This is a genomic window from Variovorax sp. ZS18.2.2 (assembly GCF_024701975.1).
Taxonomy (GTDB): domain Bacteria; phylum Pseudomonadota; class Gammaproteobacteria; order Burkholderiales; family Burkholderiaceae_C; genus Variovorax.
The window spans coordinates 864,784-886,983 of record NZ_JANLNM010000001.1 but is presented as its reverse complement, the minus strand read 5'-3'; the positions used below and the strand labels follow the sequence as shown (position 1 = coordinate 886,983).

Here is a 22,200-nt window from a genome sequence, read left to right as displayed (position 1 = left end):
TGTCTCCTGACAGTCGCCCTGGCCCCGAAGGGGCCGTCATGTGGGTTTGGCGCAGTATGCGCCGCAGTGGCGGCTGCACCACCTTGGTGAAATCCCGCAGGCGCCCGCCCCTGCGCGGGGGCGACGCGATCAGCCGCAAAACGGTGGACCGTTCAATCGGCGGCGTCCTGCGCGTCGGCGACGACCCGGAACATGGTCCGCTTCGTGTTCGTGAAGTGCGGCCGCGCGATATCGCTCCAGGCGGTGGCGCGCGCTGCGCGCCAGGGCGGCGAGCCCAGCACGTCTTCGCGCAGCAGGTCGTAGCAGGCCAGCGACAGCGGCCCGGCGCCGCGGTTGAGAAAACGCATCGCCCGCACGCACCCAGGCACCGCCGCGAGGCCGGGCATGTGCTCGGTGTCGTACCAACGCGAGATCTCGTCGAGCCAGCCCGTCTCGGGATCGGTTTCGACGACGTAGTGGAGGCCTGGGCGCTCGCCGGTGCGCTGGCGTGGCCTCCACGCCCCGGCCGTGTCGGCGCAGGAGGCGCGTGCCCAGTTGGCGCTCCAGTTCGGTGATGCGCTTGCTCGCGGCGGAGGTGACGACATGCACCCGGTCGGCCGCACGCGAAAGGCTTTTCTCCTCAATGGCGGCCACGAGGATTTCGAGTGAGGCGATGTCCATCGCGCGATCTTCAGTCATCGGGTGGACGCGGGTGGCGGCCTTCAATTGAACATTACTTAATCAAAAACAAATAATTCGTTGAGTATTTTTCACAATCGTGTAACGCGCAAACAGCATCCTTTGGTTCCCATTTCCGGTGGGATCACCCAGCAGGCAGCCCTGCGGAGTCCCGCCTTCATTCCAGAGGTTTCACGGTGTCGGCGACTCAAACTTTCTCAAAACGCTTCCTGGTGGTGGCCTGTGCGGTCTTCCTCGCTTCATGCGGGGGAGGCTCGGGCAACGGCGGAGGCTCCTTCTTCCCCCTTCTCCCTGGCCAGGGCTCCGGCAACCCCGATAGCCCGGGCACCCCTGACAACCCGCCCCCTCCCGGCGATGCAGGCGCCAAGCACACCGCGTCCGTGAGCGTGCAAGGCGACGGCAGCGGCGACGTGGAGTCGCTGGACACCGCCATCGCCTGCGACACGCAGTGCAGCGCCGACTACGCCGAGGGCGCGAGCGTCAAGCTCATCGCCACCGCCGCGCACGGCTCCGTCTTCGCCGGCTGGCAAGGCGCTTGCGAAGGCAGCACCGATGTCTGCGAGCTGACGATGGGCGAGGCCCGCAACGTCGTCGCCAAGTTCTCGCTCGCCGACAAGGCCGCGCCCACGGGTACCTGGTTCAAGGGCGACACGCATGTGCACGACGACCACTCCGACGACGGCAGCGCGCCGCGCCAGCTGAACCACGACATGGCCAAGGGCAACCTCTCGCTGGCCGACCAGATCGGCCAGGCCGGGCGCACCGGCCTGGACTTCATGCCCTTCACCGATCACCGCACCTACGACCAGCACTACGACCCGCTGTGGGAATCGTCGTCGCTGCTGCTCCTGCGCGGCGAAGAGGCCAACGGCAAGCCGCACGCCATTTCACTGGGCGGCGTGGACTCGGTCGTGCAAGGCGCGATGCATCCGGACCGCGCGCAGTTCGCGCTGGTGCAGCAATCGATTTGGGACGCGCACGCACAAGGCGCCATCTGGTCGGTCGCGCATGCCGACGACGGCGAGATGAATCCCGACGGCTCGCCCAACGTGAATGCCAACGTGCAGGGCGTGAACCTGGTCGAAGTCTGGAACCGCTCCAAGAGCCCCGACAAGCAGATGGACTACGCCGAGAACCGCTGGAACGCGGGCTTCCGATTCGGCGTGGCCGGCGCGAGCGACAACCACTTCCGCGAATACTGGGGCGCGCCCTACCTCAACAGCCCCGGCATGCCCGTGACCAAGGTGCTGGCCAAGGCCTACAACGAGCGCGGCATTCTCGAAGCCATGCGCGCCGGCTACACCAGCCTGTCGATCAACCCCACCGGCCCCGCCGTCTCGATGACCTCCGACCTCAAGGGCGGCGGCTACACCGCCATGAGCGGCGACGAGGTCTTCGTTCCCGCGGGCACCGCCGGGCACCTGCGCATCAGCGTGCAGCGCGCGGCGGGCATGGACGTGCTGGTGTTCCGCATGCCCGGCAAGAGCGCCGGCCCATTCAAGACCTTCAAGCCGACGCGCGACGACGAGACCTTCAGCGTGGACGTCACCGCCGGTTCGCAGCCCGACTGGTACCGCGTCGAAGTGCGCGGCCTCAATGTGCCGATTCCGCCGGCCGCGCAGGCGATGGAGCTGAAGGCCGCCGTGTCGCCGATCTTCGTTTCGCCCGCACCGGTCGATCCGAAGCCGGAGGTCGCTCTGCCGAAGGAAGACAGCGTGGCCGACGGGGCTCTGCGCGTCGCCGGTGCACGCGGCGATTTCGCGGGCTTCCCCGACATCGTGACCGACGCGGGCGTGGTGCATGCCGTCACCGAGATGCATGACGACGCGACCAGCACCGTCGTCTACCGCCGCCGCGATGCCAAGGGCGTCTGGAACGATGCCGGCCGCACCTTGAGCGGCAAGGGCATCGCGCGCTTTCCGCGCGTGGCCGTGCGCGGCAACGACGTGTGGGTGGCGTGGGAAGAAGACACCGTGCAGGTGCCGCATCGCCCGGTCATCAACCTGCGCCATTCGGCCGATGGCGGCACGACCTGGGCATCGACCGACACGGTGCGCTCGCTCGAAGGCCGCGCCGAGCATCCGGACCTCGCCCTCGCGGCCAGCGGCAAGCCGGTGGTCGCGTGGCAGGAAATCCAGAGCGGCCAGCCCTTCGACATCATGGTGCAGGAGGTCGGCACCGACGCGCAGCCGCGCAACCTCTCGCGTGCCGGCAAGTCGGTCGATGCCGGCACGCCCGACGACACGCGCTCGCCGCACTACCCCGCTTCGGTGCTGCCGAACGTGACGGTCGCGGCCGATGGCCGCGTGGCCGTCGCATGGCAGGACAACCGCAACGACCAGGACCCGCTGTGGACCGGCGCGGCCGCCTATGGCGACGGCTCCAACCCCGACGACTGGCAGATCCAGGTCGCGGTGCGCGGCGCCGCCGGTGCATGGGCCACGCCCGTGAGCCTGGGCGCGACGGACCGCGCCGATCGCCACCCCGATGTGGCCTTCGCTGGCAACGGCGACCTCGTCGTCGCCTGGGAAAGCAAGGAGCAGGAGCCGGCCGGCAAGAACCTCGCGGTGCTCGCGGCGGTGTCGGGCGACGGCGGCGCGACCTTCTCGGCACCCGCCGTGCTGGCCGCCGAGCCCACCACCATGAGCCAGCGTCCGCGCCTGGGCGTGGATGCGGACGGCTCGGTGCGCGTGGTCTGGTTCGACTCGCGTTCGGCCGACTGGCGCTGGCGCGTGATGACGGCTGTCTACAAGAAGCCCGCGGGCTGGGATGCGGGGACGCTGCTGAAGGGTTCGGGCATCAACACCTGGCCCGTGACTTCGGGTGGCGTGATCGCGTTCGCCAGCACGCGCAATGCGACGCGGCTGCAGCGGGACCAGACGCAGCAGGTGTTCCTGCTGTCTGCAAAGTAAGCTGCGCCCCGCCAATGAGAAAGCCCCGCGATGCGGGGCTTTTTTCATGGGGCCAGGCGACACGCGCCTTCGGTCATTCAGCCTTGATCTTCGCGGCCTCCACCACCTTGCCCCAGCGCACGAACTCGGCCTTGCTGAAGTCGTCGAGTTGCTTGGCGTTCATGTAGTCCGCCGTCGCGCCCAGTTCGGCCGCCTTCTGCTGGAACGCAGGCGTCGCCACGATCTTCGAGATCTCGGCGTTGAGCCGATCGATCACGGGCTGCGGCGTCTTCGCCGGCGCAAACACCGCGAACCACGAGGTCGCATCGAGGTTCGGCAGCCCCACCTCCGCGGCCGTCGGCACGCCCGGCAGCGACGCCACGCGCGTCTTGCCGGTCACGGCGATGGCGCGCAGCTTGCCCGACTGGATGAACGGCATGAAGGGCGGCGGCGTGCCGAAGGTCATGTCGACCTGGCCGCCGAGCAGGTCCTGCAGCGCCGGCCCCGTGCCCTTGTAGGGAATGTGCGTGATGCGGATGCCGGCCTGCTGCTCCAGCATGGCGCCGGTCACGTGCTGCAGCGAGCCGGGGCCCGACGATGCGAAGGTGAGCTTGCCCGGGTGCGCCTTGGCGTAGGCGATCAGCTCGGTCATGTTCTTGACCGGCACGTCCGCACGCACCACCACCACCTGCGGCGCGCTCAGCACGTTGGCCACCGCGCGCAGGTCTTCGGGCGCCCACTGCTTCTGCTTGAGCACATGCGGGGAAATGACGTGGTAGCCCGAGTACTGCATCAGCAGCGTCTGCCCATCGGGCTCGGCGCGCTTGACCTGCACCGCGGCGATCACGCCGCTCGCGCCCGACTTGTTGTCCACGATGACCGACTGGCCCAGCGCCTTACCGAGCGGATCGGCCAGCATGCGCGCCGCGATGTCGGTCGTGCCGCCGGCCGCGGCGCCCACGACCATCGTGATGGGCCGCGTCGGGTAGGTCTGCGCGAAGGCGCCGGTGCCGACCAATGCCGCGAGGGCCGTGAGCGCGCAGAGGCTGCGGCGCCTCGGCGATGAGGGATTCGGTTGCTGTCGCATGTCTTTGTCTCCTGGTTTTCTGTTGAAGTGAAAGTCGATGGGAAATCAGTGTTCGCGCGCAAGGGCCCGCGCCCGCGTGGCCTCGAAGTCGGCCGGCGCCGGATGCAGGTCGAGCCGGCGTCCGGCCTTCGCGATCTGGCTCGGCGTGTCGTGCCCGATGAGGGCCGGCAGGCGGCGCGCGGCCGCCATCAGCGCCTGCACGTCGATGCCGGTGTCGTAGCCCATGAGCTCCAGCGCATGCGCGATGTCCTCGCTGCACACGTTGCCCGAAGCGCCCGGGGCATAGGGGCAGCCGCCGATACCGCCGATCGAGGCATCGAAGCAGCGCGCACCCGCGTCGATGGACGCCAGCACGTTCGCGAGGCCCATGCCGCGCGTGTTGTGGAAATGCAGGGTCAGGTCGGTGGCGGGCCAGCGCGCGATGAATTCACGCACCATGCGCGCGACCTGCCCCGGATAGGCCATGCCGGTGGTGTCGCACAGCGTGATGCCGGTCGCACCGATCTCCTCGACAAAGCGCCCGCACCATGCGAACACATCGCTCTCCGCAAGATCGCCTTCGATCGGACAGCCGAAGCTGCACGACAGCGACACATTCACCGCCACGCCGGCCTGCCGCGCGAGCGACGCCACTTCGGCAAGGCCGCGCAGCGACTGCTCGCGCGTCATGCGCAGGTTGGCGAGGTTGTGGCTCTCGCTGGCCGACATCACGAGGTTCATCTCGTTGGCCTGCGCGTCGATGGCACGCTCGGCGCCGCGCACGTTGGGCACCAGCGCGCTGTAGACCACGCCCGGCACGCGCTCGATCTCGCGCAGCACGATCTCGGCGTCCGACAACGCGGGAATCGCCTTCGGCGACACGAAGGCCGTGACCTCGATCTTCGCCATGCCCGCGCGCGAGAGCGCATTGACCAGTTCGATCTTGTCCTCTGTCGGCACGAAGGCCGCCTCGGCCTGCAGGCCGTCGCGCGTGCCGACCTCGTACATCCTGATGCGCTGCGAGGCGCCGTTCCACACCGCGTTGTTCATGCAACCACCTTTCTGCCGCGCAGGGCGGCGATGTCTTCGGCGGTGAAGCCGAGTTCGTCGAGTACTGAATCGGTGTCGTCGCCGAGGCCGGGTGCCGACGAGCGCACCGTGCCCGGCGTGCCCATGAGCTTGGGCACCACGCCGGGCACCTCGATGTCGTGGCCGTCGCGTGTGCGTTGTTGCAGCAACATGTCGCGCGCGCGGTAGTGCGGGTCTTCGCAGATGTCCTTGGCGGTGTAGACCTTGCCGGCGGGCACGCGCGCCGCGCCGAGCACCTCAAGCACTTCGGCCACCGAACGCGCGAGCGTCCAGGCCTCGATGGCCCGGTCGAGTTCTTCCACGCGCGCCACGCGGCCCGCGTTGTCGGCGAGCGCCGCATCGGCGCCGAGGTCGTCGCGGCCGATGGTCTGCATCAGCCGCTTGAAGATGCTGTCGCCGTTGCCCGCGATCAGCACGAAGCCGTCGCTGCAGCGGTAGGCGTTCGACGGCGCGATGCCGGGCAGCGCGCTGCCCGCGGGCTCGCGCACCGCACCGAAGGCGCTGTACTCGGGCACCAGACTCTCCATGACGTTGAACACCGCCTCGTTGAGCGCGACGTCGATCACCTGGCCTTTGCCGCCATTGACCTTGCGGTGATACAGCGCCGTGAGCACGCCGATGGTGCCGTGCAGCGCGGCCAGCGTGTCGCCGATGGAGATGCCGCAGCGCACCGGCACCTGGCCCGGCTCGCCGGTGAGGTGGCGCAGCCCGCCCATCGCCTCGCCGATGGCGCCGAAGCCCGGCAGGTCGCGGTAGGGGCCTGTCTGCCCGTAGCCCGAGATGCGCAGCATCACCAGCCCGGGGTTCAGCGCCGAGAGCACGTCGTAGCCCATGCCCCAGCCCTCCAGAGTGCCGGGGCGGAAGTTCTCGATCAGCACGTCGGCCTCGGCGATGAGCTTGCGCGCGATGTCCTGGCCTTCGGTGCTGCGCAGGTCCAGCGCGATGGAGCGCTTGTTGCGCGACTGCACCTGCCACCAGACCGAGGTGCCCTCCTGGATCAGCCGCCAGTTGCGCAGCGGGTCTCCGCTGCCGGGCGGCTCGATCTTGACGACGTCGGCGCCGAATTCGCCGAGTGTCTTGCCGGCGAAGGGGCCGGCGATGAGTTGGCCCATTTCGATGACGCGCACGCCTTGCAAGGCGCTGGGGGTGGGTAGCGTGGAAGCCATGTGTTTGAAGTCTCCGGTGGAGTGCAGACGGTGTGCTGCATCCGATGCCCGGATTCTGGGCAGCCGGCATCTCGAAGGGAACGACAAAGGCGCGCACCCAGCTTTCGCGAACCGCGAAAGCTGGAAGGGGTTAACCCGCGCAGAGGTGGTCGATAAGCGTCCGCACGTGGCGCGGCACCGCGCCCGCGTCGCGCAGGCCGATCACGAGGCGCCGGTGGGTCCAGTCATCCTCCAGCGTGATCTCGCGCAGGTTCATCGAGCGCAGGTGCGGCTGGATCGCCTCGCGCGGCAGCACCGCCACGCCCATGCCCGCGGCGACCATCTGGCACATCGCATCGAAGCTGCGCACCTGGATGCGCAGCTTGAGTCGCCGCCCGAGCACCTCGGTGGCGGCCTGCAGGCGCTGCGCGAGCGAGGTGGCCCCAGAGAGGGTCACGAAGTCGAAGTCGCAGGCTTCTTCGAAACGCACGCTCTTGCGGCGCGCGAGCGGGTGGCCGCGCGGCACCACCAGCACCAGGCGGTCTTCGCGATAACTCACGATGTCCAGGCCCAGCGTGGGCGTGCCGTCCGCGAAGATGCCGACGTCGGCGCGGCCGTCGAGCACGGCCAGCACGATCTCGCTGCTGTTCTGCTCTTCGAGCTCGATGCGGATGCGGGGGTTGGCGGCCACGAAGCTTGCGAGCTCGCGCGGCAGGAACTGCGTCACGGCCGAGGTGTTGACCCACAGGCGCACCACGCCCACCACGCCCGAGGCGTAGTCCGACAGGTCGGCCGCGAGCTGGTCGACGTCGTTCAGGATGCGCTGCGCATGCCGGTGCAGCGCGTCGCCCGCGACGGTGAGCGTGACGCCGCGCGAATGGCGCTCGAAGAGTTCGGTGCCCACTGCCGCCTCCAGATCGGAGATGCGCTTGCTGGCCGCGCCCACCGCCAGGTGCGCAAGTTCGGCGCCCTTGCTGATGCTGCCGGTGCGCACCACGAGGTTGAAGAGCGAGAGCGAGACGAGGTCGAGGCGGTGCAGGTTCACGGCGCGGCGGGGCTGGGTCGAAAGGAATGGCCACGATTGTGCGCGCCGACACGGTCATCACGTAGCATCGCGCCCCATGAGCTACACCGTGAAACTGATCGATTTTCCCGACGCCCCCTCCGACGTCATCGCCACCGCCGAGACGCGCTTTCGCCGCGAACTCGACAAGCTGCTGGGCGACGAGGTCGAGCCGGCGCTGAAGGCGTTCGAGAACGCCAGCGAATCCAGCGCGGACGAACTGACCAAGGACGAAATTGCGCTCGCCGCGCGCTGGGCCAAGGCCTACGACGCAGCGAAGACGGCGGGCTTCCGCGCGCTTGGCGAGGCCGACGAGGCGTACTTCGAAGTCCGCGCGGAGTGAGCTGACACCGCTTCAGGCGCATCGCACGGGCGGCGCGCCGGTGTCGATGGCCTTGTAGTTGACCAAGCCGCCGAGGTCGAGCACCGTCAACCCGCGCTTCTCCAAGCGAATGAGCTGCAGTGCCTGCAAGCGCTGCAACGCCACATTCACACGCTGCCGCGACACGTTCGCGAGCAGCCCGATCTCGACCTGCCCCACTTCCAGGAAGCGCGGGGCGTCCGGGTACAGGTCGGGGTTGAAAAGACTCGCCAGACAATTCGCGACGCGCGCATCGGTGTCGAGCAGCCGCTCGTGCGCCAGCGCGCCGATGAAGAGGCTCAGCCGCGCGTTCAGCAGGTCCTGCAGGTAGTGGTTGAACGGCACGCTGGTGCCGCGCAACCATTCGAAGGTGCGGCGCGGCATCAGCGCCACGCGCGTGGGCCGCAGCGCGAACACGTCGTAGCGGCGCGCCTCGTGCTTGAAGAGCGAGCCTTCGCCGAACCACACACCGGCCGAGACGCCGGTGAGCGTGGACACCCGGCCCTCTTCCGAGGCCACCGACATCTTGGCAAAGCCGTCGATGAGCCCCATCCAGTGCTCGACGAGTTGCCCCGCCCGCGCGATGCAGGCGCCGCGCGCGAACTGACGCTCCTGCATGCTGCCCAGCACATGCTCGACGTCGGCGGGCGAAAGGCCCGCTGCCCATCGCGAGTGCCGCACCATGTCTTCCATGGGCTGCGCGGCCGGCGCCGATACGGAATCAGGGATTACCTCTAGCGATTGGCGCCTCATATGTCGTCGCGACGACCGCAGCGTGGAACGTCCATCCTTAATCTTCCAGAACACATAACAGAAGGAGACTTCCATGCTCGCTACACCTCGCCGCCCGCACAAGCGGGTTTCTCCGTGGCCCCGTGTCCAGTTCGCCGCCGCAGGCATCGCGATGGCCGGCGCTTTGCTCGTTGCAGGCTGCGGCGGAGGTTCCGATAGCGGCTCGGTGTTTTCGTTCTTTCCAAACGCCAACCCGCCGCCCACGACGCCAGCGCCGGCCGCGTTCCAGATCAAGACACTCTCTTCGGCGCCCGACATGGTCAGCGGCGGCGACACGCTGATCGAAGTGACCGCACCCGCGGGCGTTGCGCTCGACAAGGTGCGCGTGAGCCTCAACGGCAAGGACGTGACCTCGCAGGTGCCCGTTTTCAACAGCACGAACCGCGTGCTGCGCGGCCTCGTCACCGGCCTCACGACCGATGCGGGCAGCGCCACCGGCAGCGTCAACACGCTGGTGGTGAGCAATGCCGATGTGGCGGCGCAGCGCACCGAGGCCAAGCTGGTCAACTACCCGATCACCGGGCCGATCCTCTCGGGCCCGCACATCTCGCCGTACGAATGCCGCACCGTGCAGAACGGCCTGGGTGCCGCGCTCGATGCCGACTGCTCGGCCGCGACGCAGGTGGTCTGGTACTACCGCACCAACACCAACATCTTCAAGCCGCTGGCGGACCCCACCGGCCCGCGCCCGGCCGACCTGGTGACCACCACCACCAACGACGGCACCACCGTGCCCTACATCGTGCGCGTGGAGTCGGGCACCATCAACCGCGGCGTGTACCGGCTCGCGGTGCTCGACAACCCCGCCAAGAATTCGCCGGCCATGTGGAAGCCCGGTTCCGGCTGGAACAAGAAGCTGGTCGCCTACTTCGACTGCTGCGGCTCGGCCCAGTACAACCAGGGCGTTCACCCCATCGAGACGATCCTCGGCGACGTCGGCCACATCCAGCTCTCGCGCGGCTTCGCCTTCATGAACTCGACCGAGCTCTGGAACAACCAGCACGCCAACCCGCACCTGCAGGGCGAGACGCTGATGATGATGAAGGAGCACGTCATCGAGGAATTCGGCGAGGTGCCCAAGTGGACCGTTGGCTTCGGCGGCTCGGGCGGCGCGATCCAGCAGTACCTGATCGCGCAGCTCTACCCGGGCCTGCTCGACGGCATCCAGCCCATCGTGTCGTTCCCCGAGACGCTGATGCCCGAGGTGATGGAGTGCCGGCTGCTCAACAACGTCTACAAGCTGGATGCTGCCTGGACGCCCGCCAAGCAGAACGCGGTGAACGGCTTCAACACGAACACCTGCCTGTCATGGGACGCGGCCTTCGCGAGCATCATCAAGTCGGACAACGCGGCGGGCTGCGGCCTGACCGACCCGGCCAACGTGGCGAACATCTTCAACCGGGCGACCAATCCGACCGGCATCCGCTGCGATCTGTTTCAGACCAACGTGAACCTGCTGGGCAAGCGCCCGGGCACGCAGGAAGCCCGCCGGCCGCTCGACAACATCGGCCTGCAGTACGGCCTGGCGGCGCTGAACAGCGGCGCGATCTCGGTGAAGGAATTCCTCGACCTGAACGAGAAGGTCGGCGGCTTCGACGGCGACGGCAACACGCAGGCCGCGCGCTCCGAAGCCGACCCCGATGCGCTCAAGCTCACCTACGCGGGCGGCTTCAAGAACAGCTTCAGGGGCCCGGGCCTTGCGAACATCCCGATCATCACGCAGCGCGGCAATGCCGATGCGGTGGGCGACATCCATGACACGACGCAGGACCTGATCATCCGGGCCCGCCTGCAGCGTGCCAACGGCCGCACCGACAACCAGATCATCTGGACGCTGGGCTCCACCTCGGGCTACGACTACATGAGCGGCTCGATCGATGTGATGAACAAGTGGCTGGACAACATGGCGGCCGACCCGGCGCCCGCCTCGACCGACAAGGTGGTGCGCAACAAGCCCGCCGGCGCCAACGACGCCTGCTGGAACAAGACCGGCACGCGCATCGACGAGGCCGCATCGATGGACCCTGCAGCCAGCTGCAATACGGTGTACCCGCGCTTCACCACGCCGCGCCTCGTGGCCGGCTCGCCGATGGTGAACGACGTGCTCAAGTGCCAGCTCAAGCCGGTCAACGCCGCCGACTACTCGGTGACGATTGCCGGCGCCGACCTCGCTCGGCTGCAGACGATCTTCCCGAGCGGCGTGTGCGACTGGAGCAAGCCCGGCGCGGGCCAGGAGCCGCTGCGCGGCACCTACCTGCGCTTGCCGCTCAACTGACGATCCGCGCCTGGCAGTTGCGCCACCCGCTCTGCCAGGAAATCCACCAGCACGCGCACGCGCAGCGGCTGGTGGCGGCGCGGGGCGTAGAGCAGGTACACCTCCTGCGCCGGCCCCGTGTGGCGCGCGAGCACGCGCACCAGGCTGCCATCGGCCAGATGGTCGGCCACCATCCAGGTGGGTTGCAGCGAGATGCCGGCACCGCCGAGCACGCTGTCGAGCATGGCGACCGCGTTGTTCACGCGGTAGCGGCTGCGCACCGGCACGGTCACTGGGCCTTCCGGGCCCTGCAGCAGGACGCCGTCGTCGCCTGCGGCGTAGCGGATGTAGTCGTGCAAAAGCAGGTCCTTCGGGTTGCGAGGCTTGCCGCGTGCAGCGATGTAGTCCGGTGAGGCGACGAGCACGCGCGGCCACGAGCCGAGGTGCTTCGCGACGAGATCCGGCGGCAACGCACCGCCTACGCGCAGCGAGACATCGATGCGCTCCTCGCGCGGATCGACGAAGCGGTCGTCGAGCACCAGCTCGAGTTCGATGTCGGGGTAGAGCCGCAGGAACTCCACCGCCATCGCGTTGAGGTGCCGCTGGCCCATGGTGACCGGCGCGCTCACACGCAGCAGGCCTTGCGGCTGCTGCACCTGCTCGCGCGCATCGGCGACCGCATCGCCGTAGTCCTCCAGCACACGGCGGGCGCGCTCGTGGAAGCGCTGCCCTTCCTCGGTGAGGCTGAGACCGGTGGCGGCGCGGCGCAACAGCCGGACACCCAGCGACCGCTCCAGCCCCGCGACCAGCTTGCTGATGGTGGGCTGCGTGGTGTCGAGCGCGCGGGCCGCGCCCGAGAGGCTTCCGAGTTCGACGCTGTGCACGAAGGCCGAGAGCGCGCGCAAGGTGTCCATGGTGTATTCGATTCGGGAATGTGTTGGATGCAATTTTGCCATCTACCCATCCGGGTGCGCATGGAAGAAAGTCGAGCCATCGCTTCACTTTCAAGGACATGAACATGACTGCATCCACCTTCGGATCGATCCTCAGACACGGTGCCGCGGCGCTGACCCTCGCAGGCATCACCGCCGTATCTGCAGCGCAAACCCCGCCTCCCACCCCCACGTACTGGAGCCCCAGCTGGATGGCCAGCACCCAGCCGATCTGGGGCGGCGACTTCGTGCTGCCCAGCGGCCTCCCCTTCCAGTTCAACCGGCAGACCATTCGCCAGGTGGCGCGCCTGAGCATCGGCGGCGCGAAGCTGCGCGTGGTGATCAGCAACGAAGGCGGCACGGCGCCGCTGTACATCGGCGCGGCCCGCGTGGCGCGGCATGCCGAAGGCTCGGCCATCGTCGACGGCACGGACCGCGCGCTGCGCTTCGGCGGGCAGGCCGACGTGACCGTGCCGCCGGGCGCGCGGCTGGTCAGCGACGCGGTCGACCTGCCGCTGCCCGCGCTCAGCGAAGTCGCGGTGTCGCTCTATTTGCCGAAGCCCAGTCAGCCCGCGGGCTTTCATTTCGATGCGCGCGAGACGGCGTATGTCGCCAGTGGCGACCTGACCGGCGCTGCGCGAATGCCGGCCGCTGCCTCGCAATGGAGCACGCGCGTCTACGTCAGCGGCCTCGTCGTCGAAACACCCACGCCGCCGACCACCGTCGTCGCGCTGGGCGACTCGATCACCGACGGCAACGGTTCCACGCCCGGCGCCAATACCCGCTGGCCCGATGCGCTGGCCGAGCGCCTGGCGCCGCGCGGCGTCGGCGTGCTGAACGCCGGCATCTCCGGCGGCCGCCTGCTGAAAGACGGCATGGGCCGCGCCGGCCTCGAACGCGCGGGCCGCGACGTGTTCGCGCAGCCGGGCGTGCGCGCCGTGATCGTGCTGCTGGGCACCAACGACATCGGCTGGCCCGGCGGTCCCTTCGCGCCGCAGGAGCCGGCGATGCGCGCAGAAGAACTGATCCAGGGATTCCGCCAGCTGATCGCGATGGCCCGCGCCCACAACGTGCGCATCGTGGCCGGCACGATCACGCCCAACGAGCGCGGGCTGGAAGGCACGGCACTCGAAGGCCATCACTCGCCAGAGAAGGACAAGGTGCGCCAAGCCGTGAACCGCTGGATTCGCGAAAGCGGCGCGTTCGACGCGGTGGTCGACTTCGATGCGCTGCTGCGCGATCCGGCGCGGCCGATCCGCCTGAAGACGGCGATGGATTCGGGTGACCATTTGCATCCGGGCGATGCTGGCTACAAAGCGATGGCGGCTGCAATCGACCTCGATGCCCTGCTCGGCAACGATCCAAAATAGGCTGCAAATATACTGTACATAAATACAGTATTTTCTCTAGAATCGATCGTCTCCAAGAACAACTTCGAGGCGACCCCATGACCACCGCCAATCCGCCTGCGCCCTCGGCGCAGGTTCTTTTTTTCTCCTCTTCTCTCGCCCGGCTGCACCCGATTCAGCCGCGCCAACGCGCAGGCCGCATCTCGACCTGGCCCTTCCGCGTGGTCCGGGAACACGGCCACGGCGACGGCAGCAATGAAATGGATGACGTCCGCGTTCAGGCGGCGCGCGTCATCCGGACGACGGCCGAGCACTGGTGGCCGTCGGAATCCTGAACCCGCCTTTCATCTTTTTCCAGGAGAACTGAAATGGACGATTTCAACCGTGGCGACCGTCTTCCGGACGACCCGGAACCCGACTGGGATTCCCCCGCTTTCGAGCGGCAGCGGCATCTGCTCATCGCGCTGTTTCCCGAGCCCGACGTGCAAGCGGCCATCGAAACGCACCGCAAGGACTGGATCTGGCCCAAGGGCCATTACTTTCCTCGCAGCCCGCGACTGCACCTGACGCTCCACTGTTTCGGCGACCAGCCGAAGGCTGTCGAAGAACGCCTGCGCGAAGCGCTCGCCCAGGTCCGGGTGCAGCCCATGAATCTCGTGCTGGACAGCTCACGCACATGGCGCAACGACATCGCGGTGCTGCAGCCCGCCGAGCACGGCGCCTTGCGCACCCTGCATGCCGACATCGGCCGTGCGGTCCGGAATGCGGGCATCTCCACGGAAACGCCGACCTTCACGCCGCACATCACCATCGCCCGGCGAACCGAAGGCGCGGCCTACCCGATGAGCCTGCCGCCGATCCCGTGGCGCGTGAGGAAATTCATGCTCGTGCGCTCGTTCACTTCGCACCCCGTCGAGCACCAGTTGCTGGGCACCTACGAGGCCGACGAAGAAGCCGAAGAAGACGGCGTCTGACACGGGGCAGTCAGCTTTCGTGGCCTTATCGGGTGAGACAATTTTCGGCGCCTATCGCCTATCTTTCGAACGAACGCCACCACCCGCATGCTGACACCACCCGATATCGCCCACGACGCCATTCACAAGTGCCTCGCCGAAACCTACGGCCTCCAGGCAACACGCGCTGAATTCCTCCCGCTGGGCGCAGACGTCCACTCCGCGGTCTTCCGCATCGAGGCGAACGACGGCACGGCGTACTTCCTCAAGCTGCGCAGCGGCGATTTCGACAAGACCGCGGTTGCCGTGCCGGCCTTTCTCCATCACGACAACGGCATCGCCGCGGTGATGGCGCCGTTGCCGACAACGGACCGTCAACTCAGCGTGCAACTCCACGGCTTCGACTGGATGCTCTATCCCTTCTTCGAAGGCCAGAACGGATTCGAGCGCGCCCTGACAGCCGCGCAATGGACCGCTCTCGGCACGGCACTGGGCGCCATCCATCGCACCGAGCTGCCGCCCGCCCTGCTCGCAGGCATCCCCAAGGAAAGCTACGCGCACCGCTGGCGCGAAGGCGTCAGGCGCTACCAGCGCCGCTTCATCAACGGCTTCGTGGGCGACGCCATCGTCCAGCGGTTCCACGCCTTCTGGGCGCAGCACGACGAGGAGATCGACACGCTTGTCTATCGCAGCGAGCAGCTGGCGTCGATCCTGCTGGAGAAGGCACTGCCGCAGGTGGTTTGCCATGCCGACATCCACGCGGGCAATGTGCTCCTGGGCAATGGCGACCGGCTGGCCATCGTCGACTGGGACACGCTCGTCCTCGCGCCGAAGGAGCGCGACCTGATGTTCATCGGCGGCGGTGTCGGCCACGTCTGGAACCAGCCGCAGGAAGAGGCGCAGTTCTACCAAGGCTACGGCGCCGTGGAGATCGATGCGGTCGCCCTCGCCTACTACCGCCACGAACGCATCGTGCGCGACATCCTCGAGATCAGCGACCAGGTCTTCGATGCGTCCGCAAGCAGCGAAGACCGCGAAGAAGCCATGCGTCAGATGGCGAGCCAGTTCCAGCCCGGCGACGTCGTCGCCATTGCGCACCAGAGCTACGAAGCCGTCACCTGATCGACAACGGGTTGGCTGATCCGCTAGATCAGCATGTCCTGCACATCCTCGTCGAAGCCCGCAATCGGCTGCGCCTTGGCCAGCGCCAGCCAGACCGCGAACGGAATGCGCTCGATCGGGCGATGCACCGCGGCGCGCGCCACCACAAGGCGTTCGCCTTCGAGCACCAGCACGCCGCACTCGGCCGGAACTTCCTCGGGCGTGGCGATGCAGCGGCCGCGCGCATCGTTGCCCAGCACGTACCAGCACTCGCCGCCCAGGTCGAGGTAGGCCGCGCGCTTGTCGGGCTTGCGCAGGTCGCCCAGCAGGTCGGCGCGGCTGACCTTCACCTCGTGGACGATGGGGTGCGCGTAGGCCTCGACGCTGGTGTTGCGGATCGAAAACACATCGGGCCGCGCCATGCACCAGCGCGGCTTGCCGTCCCCTCCCTTTCCATCTTCCAGCGGCGGCAGGCGCGCGCGCAGGCCGAGGCCGCGCCATGCGATGCGGCCGCCGCGCGTCATCTCGCGTGCCACGCGTTCGACCAGCGCCTCGTGCGGCGTCAGCGCCGCGCGGTTGATGGTGAGCGTGGTCGCGATGCGGGCGATGCCGGCATCGGTCACGCGCAAGGTCTCGTGGCCGTGCGTGGTGCGCACGCGTTCGAGAAAGCCGCCGGCCAGCAGCTCGACCTCGATGGCGTCGCAGCACGGCCAGCCGGCCGAGCGGTAGATCTCGCGCAGGCGCCGCGCGTGCAGCTTGCCGAAGGGCACCGTGGCGGTCGCTGCCTGCATTGGCGGCGGCTCCACCACGGGCGGCGTCGTGCCGGGGTCGGTGATGGGCAGCACGACCGGCGGCGGATCGCCTTCGGGCGGCGGTGGTGGTGGCGGCACCACGGGATTGGGCACATCCGGGGCCGGTGGCGGCGGACCGATCGGCGTGGCGACGAGGGGGTCGAGTGCGAGTGCGGACATGGGGGAACAGGTTAGCGAAAAGTCGTGGGGTGCGCGAGGCGTGGAACGATCGGTTGCATCCATCGCCATCGCCGCTCGGTCAATGGAAATCCCGGCTGGTGTTGCTCTGCGCAAGCCGACCCATGAGCGGCGTCAAATCCTTGAAGCCGGTGGCGATCAGGTGCTGCACCTTGCCGCCGCTGTCGTCGTCGCGCTGCCAGGTGCCCTGCACCGCGAGCAGATGCGACTTCAGCAAGGGCTCGCGCCACGCATCGATGACATGGCTCCAGACGATCACGTTGACGTTGCCGGTCTCGTCCTCCAGCGTGACGAAGATGGTGCCGTTGGCCGTTCCGGGCCGCTGCCGGCCCTTGACGATGCCGCAGGCGCGCACGGTGCGGCCGGTGGGCTGCGCGCGCAGTTCCTCCGCGCTCATGAGCTTCATGCGCGCCAGGCGCGGGCGCAGCAGCGCAAGCGGATGGCGGCGCAGCGTGAGGCGCAGCGCGGCGTAATCGCCCACGATTTCCTCGCCCTCGGACGCCGCGGGCAGCAGCAGCACCTGCTCGTGGATCGGCACACCCTTGAGCAAGGCCGGCGAACGTCGCTGCGCGGTGGCGTCCCACACCTGCTGGCGGCGATGGCCCGAGAGCGACATCAGCGCATCGGCCGCGGCGAGCGCGGCCATGTCCTTGCCGTCGAGTTCGGCGCGCAGGGCAAGGTCTTCGGTGCTGGTGAAGGGCGATTGAGCGCGCGCTTTCAGCAGGCGTTCGACGCCTTCTTTGGAGAGGCCTGAAATGCGGTTCAGCCCGAGCCGCACCGCGGGTTGGTTCTCGTTGCCCAGGCGCTCGGCGTAGCGCGCGTCGGTGCCTGTCGGCATGCGCGGCGCATCGGGGGCGCGGGGTTCGAGCGTGGTGTCGAAATCGCTGTGCGTGACATCGACCGGGCGAACTTCGACCCCGTGCCTGCGCGCGTCCTGCACGAGCTGCGAGGGGCTGTAGAAGCCCATGGGTTGCGAGTCGAGCAATGCGGCGAGGAAGCAGGCGGGCTCGTAGTTCTTGAGCCAGCTGCTGATGGTGACCAGCAACGCGAAACTCGCGGCGTGGCTTTCGGGGAAGCCGTAGTCGCCGAAGCCCATGACCTGCTTGAAGATGGCTTCCGCAAAGCTGGCCTTGTAGCCGTTGTCGGTCATGCCGTTCACGAGCTTGTCGTGGAACTTTCCGAGACCGCCCTTGCGCTTCCATGCGGCCATCGCGCGGCGCAACTGATCGGCCTCGTCGGCGCTGAACTTGGCCGCGATCATGGCGATCTGCATCACCTGCTCCTGGAAGATCGGAATGCCCAGCGTGCGTTCGAGTGCGGGGCGAAGTTCGTCCTTCTCATAGACGATCGGCAGGTTCCTTCGCACCCGCTCACGCTGCTTGAGATATGGATGCACCATGCCACCCTGGATCGGCCCCGGCCGCACGATCGCCACCTCGATCACCAGGTCTTCGTAGGTGCGCGGCTTCAGGCGCGGCAGCATCGACATCTGCGCCCGGCTCTCGATCTGGAACACGCCGATGGTGTCTGCGTCGCAGATCATGTCGAACACCTTCGGGTCGTCGTTGGGGATGTGGTGCATCTGCACCATCGAGTTGCGCCAGCGGTTCATGTGATCCAGCCCGCGGCGGATGGCGCTCAGCATGCCGAGCGCGAGCACGTCGACCTTGAGCATGCCCATGGCTTCGAGGTCGTCTTTTTCCCACTGGATGACCGAGCGGTCTTTCATCGACGCCTTCTCGACCGGCACCAGCCGCGTGAGCTTGGTGTGCGTGAGCACGAAGCCACCGACGTGCTGGCTCAAATGGCGCGGAAAACCCTTGAGCCGCTGCGTCATCTCGATCCACTGGACGAGCTTGAGTTCGTCTTCCTTCACGCCGACGCGTGCGGCCGCCTGGAACAGCTGTTCGCCGAGCACGGTGTCGTCGAACCAGTAGTGGTCCTTCGCGAATTCGTCGATCAACCGCTCATCGATGTCGAGTGCCTTGCCCACGTCGCGCAATGCGCTGCGCGCGCGGTAGCAGATGACGACGGCGGCGATGGCGGCACGTTCGCGGCCGTATTTCTTGTAGATGTACTGGATGACTTCTTCGCGCCGTTGGTGCTCGAAGTCGACGTCGATGTCGGGTGGTTCATTGCGATGGCGGCTCAGAAAGCGCTCGAACAGCAAGGTTCCCTTGTCGGGGTTGACGGCAGTGATGCCGAGGCAGTAGCACACCGCTGAGTTGGCCGAAGAACCGCGTCCCTGGCAGAGGATGTCCTGCGAACGCGCGAAACGCACGATGTCCTCCACCGTGAGAAAGAACATCTCGTACTTGAGTTCGGCGATCAGCACGAGTTCTTTCTCTACCTGCTCGCGCACCTTGTCGGGAATGCCGTCCGGGTAGCGCACCTGTGCCCCTTCCCAGGTCTTGCGCACCAGCGTCTGCAAGGGTGTCTCGCTGCTGCCCACGGTTTCGAGCGGGTACTTGTAGTTGTCGCGGATCACCGCCGGATCGAACCTGCACCGCCCGGCCACCACCAGCGTGTTCGCCAGCATCTCGGGCAGATAAAGCTCGGCCAACCGCACCCGCTGCCGCAGATGCCGCTCCGCATTCGACTGCAACGCAAAGCCGCACTCGGCCACGGTCTTGCCCTCGCGTACCGCCGTCAGCACATCGTGCAGCGGCTTGCGAGCGCGCACATGCATGTGCACATCGCCCGCCGCCACCAGCGGCACGCCCGTCTGCTCGCTCGCTTGCATCAGCGTGACGAACCAGAGGTCGTCATCGAGTTCGTTGAGCATTTCCACCGCCAGCCAGAGGTTGCCCGCATACAGCGCCTTGGCGGCCAGCAGGTCTTCGTGCAGCGTGGCCGTGTCCATCGCGCCGCCCGGGTTGCGCTGCGGCACGAAAAGCACCTGGCAGTCTTGCAGCGAGGCCACGTCGCTGCCCTCCCAGCTCACGCGGTACTCGCCCTTGGGCAATTCAGTATTGCGCGCGGCGGTGATGAACTCGCAGAGATTCCCCCAGCCCTCGGTGTCGTTCGCGATCACCACGAGCTTGAAGCGTTCGAAGTGGAACTCGCTGCCGAACAGCAGGCGAAACGTGAGGTTGCGCGGGATCGACGGCTCGTCGGGATGCTCGCGCTCGTATTCGTCGAGCGTGTGTTCCATGTCGCGCCGGCAAACGTACGCCCGCACGATGCCGGCCACCGAGCACTCATCGGTGATCGCCAATGCCGCATACCCCAGTTGATACGCGCGCTCGACCACCTCCTCCGGCGTCGATGCGCCGCGCTGGAAGCTGAAGTTCGTGAGGCAGTGCAGCTCGGCATAGTCCGGCAACTTCGCCACGGTGTTCCTGCGCAACGGCACCGGCAGCGCATGCACCTTGGCCGGCTGGCGCTTGCGCTCTTCCTTGTTGCTCAGGTCAGGCATAGAACCCCTGCAGGTACCAGCGCACCTCGCCAGAAGAAAACCGCGCCGAGGGCCGCTCGCGAAAGATCCACACCAGCCCGGCTTCGGGGCTTTCCGCCACGTAGTAGTCGCGCATCGCCGGCTGTCCGCCGTCTTCCTTGCCGCCCCACCAGCCGGCCTCGATGCGTTGCGGGCCGATCAGCTTGCTCAGCGGGCCGCGGTAGCAGGGGCGCTCGCCGTCCATCTCGAGCAACAAGGGTTCGGGCAGCAGCCATGGCGGATAGATCGCATCGGGTTGCGAGGCTGCGGCCCTTGCCTGCTTGCGGACCTTGTCCGGCGCGGCCTTCTCTTTCTGCAGCGCGGGCCGCCATGCCTGCTTGCGCTCGGGCCGGTGGTCGGCCTCTGCGCAAGGCACCACCACCTGGTGCGCGCCGAGCCGCACGCTCAGGCGCTCGACCATCTCGTGCAGCTTGTCGCCCTTGCGGTTGTCCTCGGGCAGAAAGCTGGTGCTGGCGCCGGCCCACGGATCGGTTTCGAGCGTGCGCAGCCGGAGCCAGCTCACGGGCGCGGCGAGCGTGGTGAGGGCGAGCTTTTCCGACAGCAGGCGGCGCAGATGTGCGAGGTCTTGCGTCGGCTCGGCCGTGCGCACGGTGACCTGCTGGTGCGGCGGCAGGTTCACGCCGTTGAAGCGCTTGAGGTCGAGCGTCCATTGCAGCTCGAGCGCGCGCGCGCCGCGCTGCCGCGCGCGCAACCAGATCTGCAGGGCCGAGAGCAGGCGGTTGGCTGACCACATGAGTTCGGGCGCGGTCTCGGCGAGCGCGGGCAGCTCCAGCTTCTGCTCGAACACATCGGGCAGCGTGAGCCAGTCGTGGCCCTCGGGACGCAGGCCCCAGGCCGTGTCGAGCGCCGCGCGCAGTTCGGTGCCGAAGCGCCGCGTGAGGCCACCGCGCGGCAAGGCGGCCACCTCGCCCCAGGTGCGGCAGCCCAGGCGCGCGAGCAGGTCGAGGTGGGGATGCGCGGCGGTCAGCGTTTCCAGCGGCAGGCCAGCTGGCACGTCCTTGGGCCGTGGCTCGTTGATCTCGAACAGGCGCAACCGCGCGAGCGCGATCAGGCTCGTGGCGCCTTGTGCGCCGAGCATGCGCACATCGGGCGCAGGGTTCGCGGCGACCAGTTGCCGCATCAGTTGCAGCCGCCCACCCCACAGGCGCTCGCAGGCCGAGACTTCGAGCATGAGCGCTTCGTCCTGCCAGGCGACGTGCGGCGTGTATTCCAGGGCCCACCAGCCGAGGGCTTCGGGCGTGGGCAGTTGCGGTGCGTCGGGCGCGTCGTCTTCAAGCGACCACCGCAATGCGATCCAGTGCATTGGGGCCTCCTTTCCACGCGTCGATGCGGACCACGGTCGCGGACGTTGCCGTGTCGCCGACCGGCACCGTGCCCTGCTGCTGCAGGCGCAGCTTGCGGCGCAACCGGGCGGCGGCGAGCAACGCAGTCATGCGCTCGTTGCGCGCCGGCAGCATCACCGGCGAAGCCAATGGCGGACCTCGGCGCTTGAGGATGTGCAGCTCGATCTGCGATGAATCCGCCGCGCAGCTTTCCACCTGAAGACGAAGCCGCGCGGGCGACGCGCCCCGCGCGGTCGACTCGGGCCGGCACACGAAGAGCATCACGTCGTGCTGCGCGGCCGCCAGTTGCAGCCGCCGCAATTCGCCCACCCGCGCCTGCGGCAGCCACGCCAGCACGGCGGCCACGTCCGCGCAGCGCAGCGCCTGCTCGCAGGCCCAGAGCCGCGCGGCGGGCGCATCGCTCTTGATCCACATCAGCGCTTCCACCGGCAGCCCCTGCGCCGCAAGCGACGGCCCGCAGGGCTCGTAAGGCGCGCCGACCAGCACGACCGGCCCGCCGCGCGTCTCCACCGCCTGCGCCAGCGCGGGGAGCAGCAGCCGCCAGACGTGCGCCTCGGGCGCGCTTTGCAGCAGTTCCGTCATCGCGCCGACCGGCCATCCGCCGCCGGGCAGCTCGGCGTCGAGCGCGGCGTGGCCGGTCGCGACGACCTGCGCGTCGGCCAGGCCGAGTTCGTCGGCATGCCAGACGCCACGGCCCGCGGCGGCGGAAAAGGAGTCGAGGAAAGGGAGGCCCATGA

At 68.1% G+C, this 22,200-nt stretch carries 17 protein-coding genes and 1 pseudogene; 7 read left to right on the top strand and 11 right to left on the bottom strand.

Annotated features, from left to right (window positions below; all coding sequences use genetic code 11):
• Nucleotides 1-480: 480 nt before the first annotated feature.
• A pseudogene (locus NU688_RS04285) lies at nucleotides 481-660 on the bottom strand (LysR family transcriptional regulator); the annotation flags it as partial.
• 398 nt (nucleotides 661-1,058) lie between these two features.
• Here NU688_RS04285 and NU688_RS04280 point away from each other — a divergent pair.
• Nucleotides 1,059-3,590 carry a CehA/McbA family metallohydrolase gene (locus tag NU688_RS04280; RefSeq protein WP_257859293.1) on the top strand — a complete coding sequence of 844 codons (2,532 nt, stop codon included), beginning with the start codon at nucleotides 1,059-1,061 and terminating at the stop codon, nucleotides 3,588-3,590.
• Between the two features lie 73 nt (nucleotides 3,591-3,663).
• Here the strand turns inward: NU688_RS04280 and NU688_RS04275 are convergent, their stop codons facing one another.
• The 4 genes from NU688_RS04275 to NU688_RS04260 form a co-directional block, all read right to left on the bottom strand.
• On the bottom strand, nucleotides 3,664-4,656 hold the full coding sequence (locus NU688_RS04275; protein ID WP_257859292.1) for a tripartite tricarboxylate transporter substrate binding protein: 993 nt from the start codon (nucleotides 4,654-4,656) through the stop codon (nucleotides 3,664-3,666).
• Nucleotides 4,657-4,701: 45 nt separating this feature from the next.
• Nucleotides 4,702-5,685: a hydroxymethylglutaryl-CoA lyase gene (locus NU688_RS04270; protein WP_257859291.1), complete on the bottom strand. Its 984-nt coding sequence runs from the start codon at nucleotides 5,683-5,685 to the stop codon at nucleotides 4,702-4,704.
• Nucleotides 5,682-6,890, bottom strand: a complete 1,209-nt coding sequence (locus NU688_RS04265) for a CaiB/BaiF CoA-transferase family protein (protein WP_257859290.1) — start codon at nucleotides 6,888-6,890, stop codon at nucleotides 5,682-5,684. Before NU688_RS04265 ends, NU688_RS04270 begins: the two co-directional genes overlap by 4 nt.
• Nucleotides 6,891-7,020: 130 nt before the next feature.
• The gene (locus NU688_RS04260) at nucleotides 7,021-7,914 is read right to left on the bottom strand and encodes a LysR substrate-binding domain-containing protein (protein WP_257859289.1); all 894 of its coding nucleotides are present in this window, start codon (nucleotides 7,912-7,914) and stop codon (nucleotides 7,021-7,023) included.
• Between the two features lie 76 nt (nucleotides 7,915-7,990).
• Here NU688_RS04260 and NU688_RS04255 point away from each other — a divergent pair, with 76 nt between their 5' ends.
• On the top strand, nucleotides 7,991-8,275 hold the full coding sequence (locus NU688_RS04255) for a hypothetical protein (RefSeq protein WP_176658121.1): 285 nt from the start codon (nucleotides 7,991-7,993) through the stop codon (nucleotides 8,273-8,275).
• 12 nt (nucleotides 8,276-8,287) lie between these two features.
• Here NU688_RS04255 and NU688_RS04250 read toward each other — a convergent pair whose 3' ends face one another.
• Nucleotides 8,288-8,986, bottom strand: a complete 699-nt coding sequence (locus NU688_RS04250) for a Crp/Fnr family transcriptional regulator (RefSeq protein ID WP_257859288.1) — start codon at nucleotides 8,984-8,986, stop codon at nucleotides 8,288-8,290.
• Nucleotides 8,987-9,119: 133 nt separating this feature from the next.
• Here NU688_RS04250 and NU688_RS04245 point away from each other — a divergent pair, with 133 nt between their 5' ends.
• Entirely contained in the window at nucleotides 9,120-11,360 is a 2,241-nt protein-coding gene (locus tag NU688_RS04245) for a DUF6351 family protein (RefSeq protein ID WP_257859287.1), read from the top strand.
• Here NU688_RS04245 and NU688_RS04240 read toward each other — a convergent pair.
• Nucleotides 11,336-12,253, bottom strand: coding sequence for a LysR family transcriptional regulator (locus NU688_RS04240; RefSeq protein ID WP_257859286.1), 918 nt, complete (start codon nucleotides 12,251-12,253; stop codon nucleotides 11,336-11,338). The genes NU688_RS04245 and NU688_RS04240 overlap by 25 nt on opposite strands.
• A 104-nt stretch (nucleotides 12,254-12,357) precedes the next feature.
• Between NU688_RS04240 and NU688_RS04235 the strand changes: the two genes are divergently transcribed.
• The 4 genes from NU688_RS04235 to NU688_RS04220 all read left to right on the top strand — a co-directional run bounded on the left by NU688_RS04235 (nucleotide 12,358) and on the right by NU688_RS04220 (nucleotide 15,695).
• Nucleotides 12,358-13,641 carry an SGNH/GDSL hydrolase family protein gene (locus tag NU688_RS04235; protein WP_257859285.1) on the top strand — a complete coding sequence of 428 codons (1,284 nt, stop codon included), beginning with the start codon at nucleotides 12,358-12,360 and terminating at the stop codon, nucleotides 13,639-13,641.
• 77 nt (nucleotides 13,642-13,718) lie between these two features.
• A complete protein-coding gene (locus NU688_RS04230; RefSeq protein ID WP_257859284.1) occupies nucleotides 13,719-13,955 on the top strand; it encodes a hypothetical protein in 237 nt (78 codons plus the stop codon).
• Nucleotides 13,956-13,988: 33 nt separating this feature from the next.
• Entirely contained in the window at nucleotides 13,989-14,594 is a 606-nt protein-coding gene (gene thpR / locus NU688_RS04225) for an RNA 2',3'-cyclic phosphodiesterase (RefSeq protein ID WP_257859283.1), read from the top strand.
• A gap of 87 nt (nucleotides 14,595-14,681) precedes the next feature.
• The gene (locus NU688_RS04220; RefSeq protein WP_257859282.1) at nucleotides 14,682-15,695 is read left to right on the top strand and encodes a phosphotransferase enzyme family protein; all 1,014 of its coding nucleotides are present in this window, start codon (nucleotides 14,682-14,684) and stop codon (nucleotides 15,693-15,695) included.
• 23 nt (nucleotides 15,696-15,718) lie between these two features.
• On the opposite strand, the gene NU688_RS04215 is transcribed toward NU688_RS04220, so the two are convergent.
• From NU688_RS04215 to imuA, 4 genes are all read right to left on the bottom strand, one after another.
• A complete protein-coding gene (locus tag NU688_RS04215) occupies nucleotides 15,719-16,645 on the bottom strand; it encodes a hypothetical protein (protein ID WP_257859281.1) in 927 nt (308 codons plus the stop codon).
• 79 nt (nucleotides 16,646-16,724) lie between these two features.
• Complete coding sequence (locus NU688_RS04210; RefSeq protein ID WP_257859280.1) at nucleotides 16,725-20,081, bottom strand: error-prone DNA polymerase; 3,357 nt, start codon at nucleotides 20,079-20,081, stop codon at nucleotides 16,725-16,727.
• On the bottom strand, nucleotides 20,074-21,423 hold the full coding sequence (locus NU688_RS04205; RefSeq protein ID WP_257859279.1) for a DNA polymerase Y family protein: 1,350 nt from the start codon (nucleotides 21,421-21,423) through the stop codon (nucleotides 20,074-20,076). Before NU688_RS04205 ends, NU688_RS04210 begins: the two co-directional genes overlap by 8 nt.
• On the bottom strand, nucleotides 21,392-22,198 hold the full coding sequence (gene imuA, locus NU688_RS04200; RefSeq protein ID WP_257859278.1) for a translesion DNA synthesis-associated protein ImuA: 807 nt from the start codon (nucleotides 22,196-22,198) through the stop codon (nucleotides 21,392-21,394). The genes NU688_RS04205 and imuA overlap by 32 nt, the downstream gene beginning before the upstream one ends.
• Between the last annotated feature and the right edge of the window lie 2 nt (nucleotides 22,199-22,200).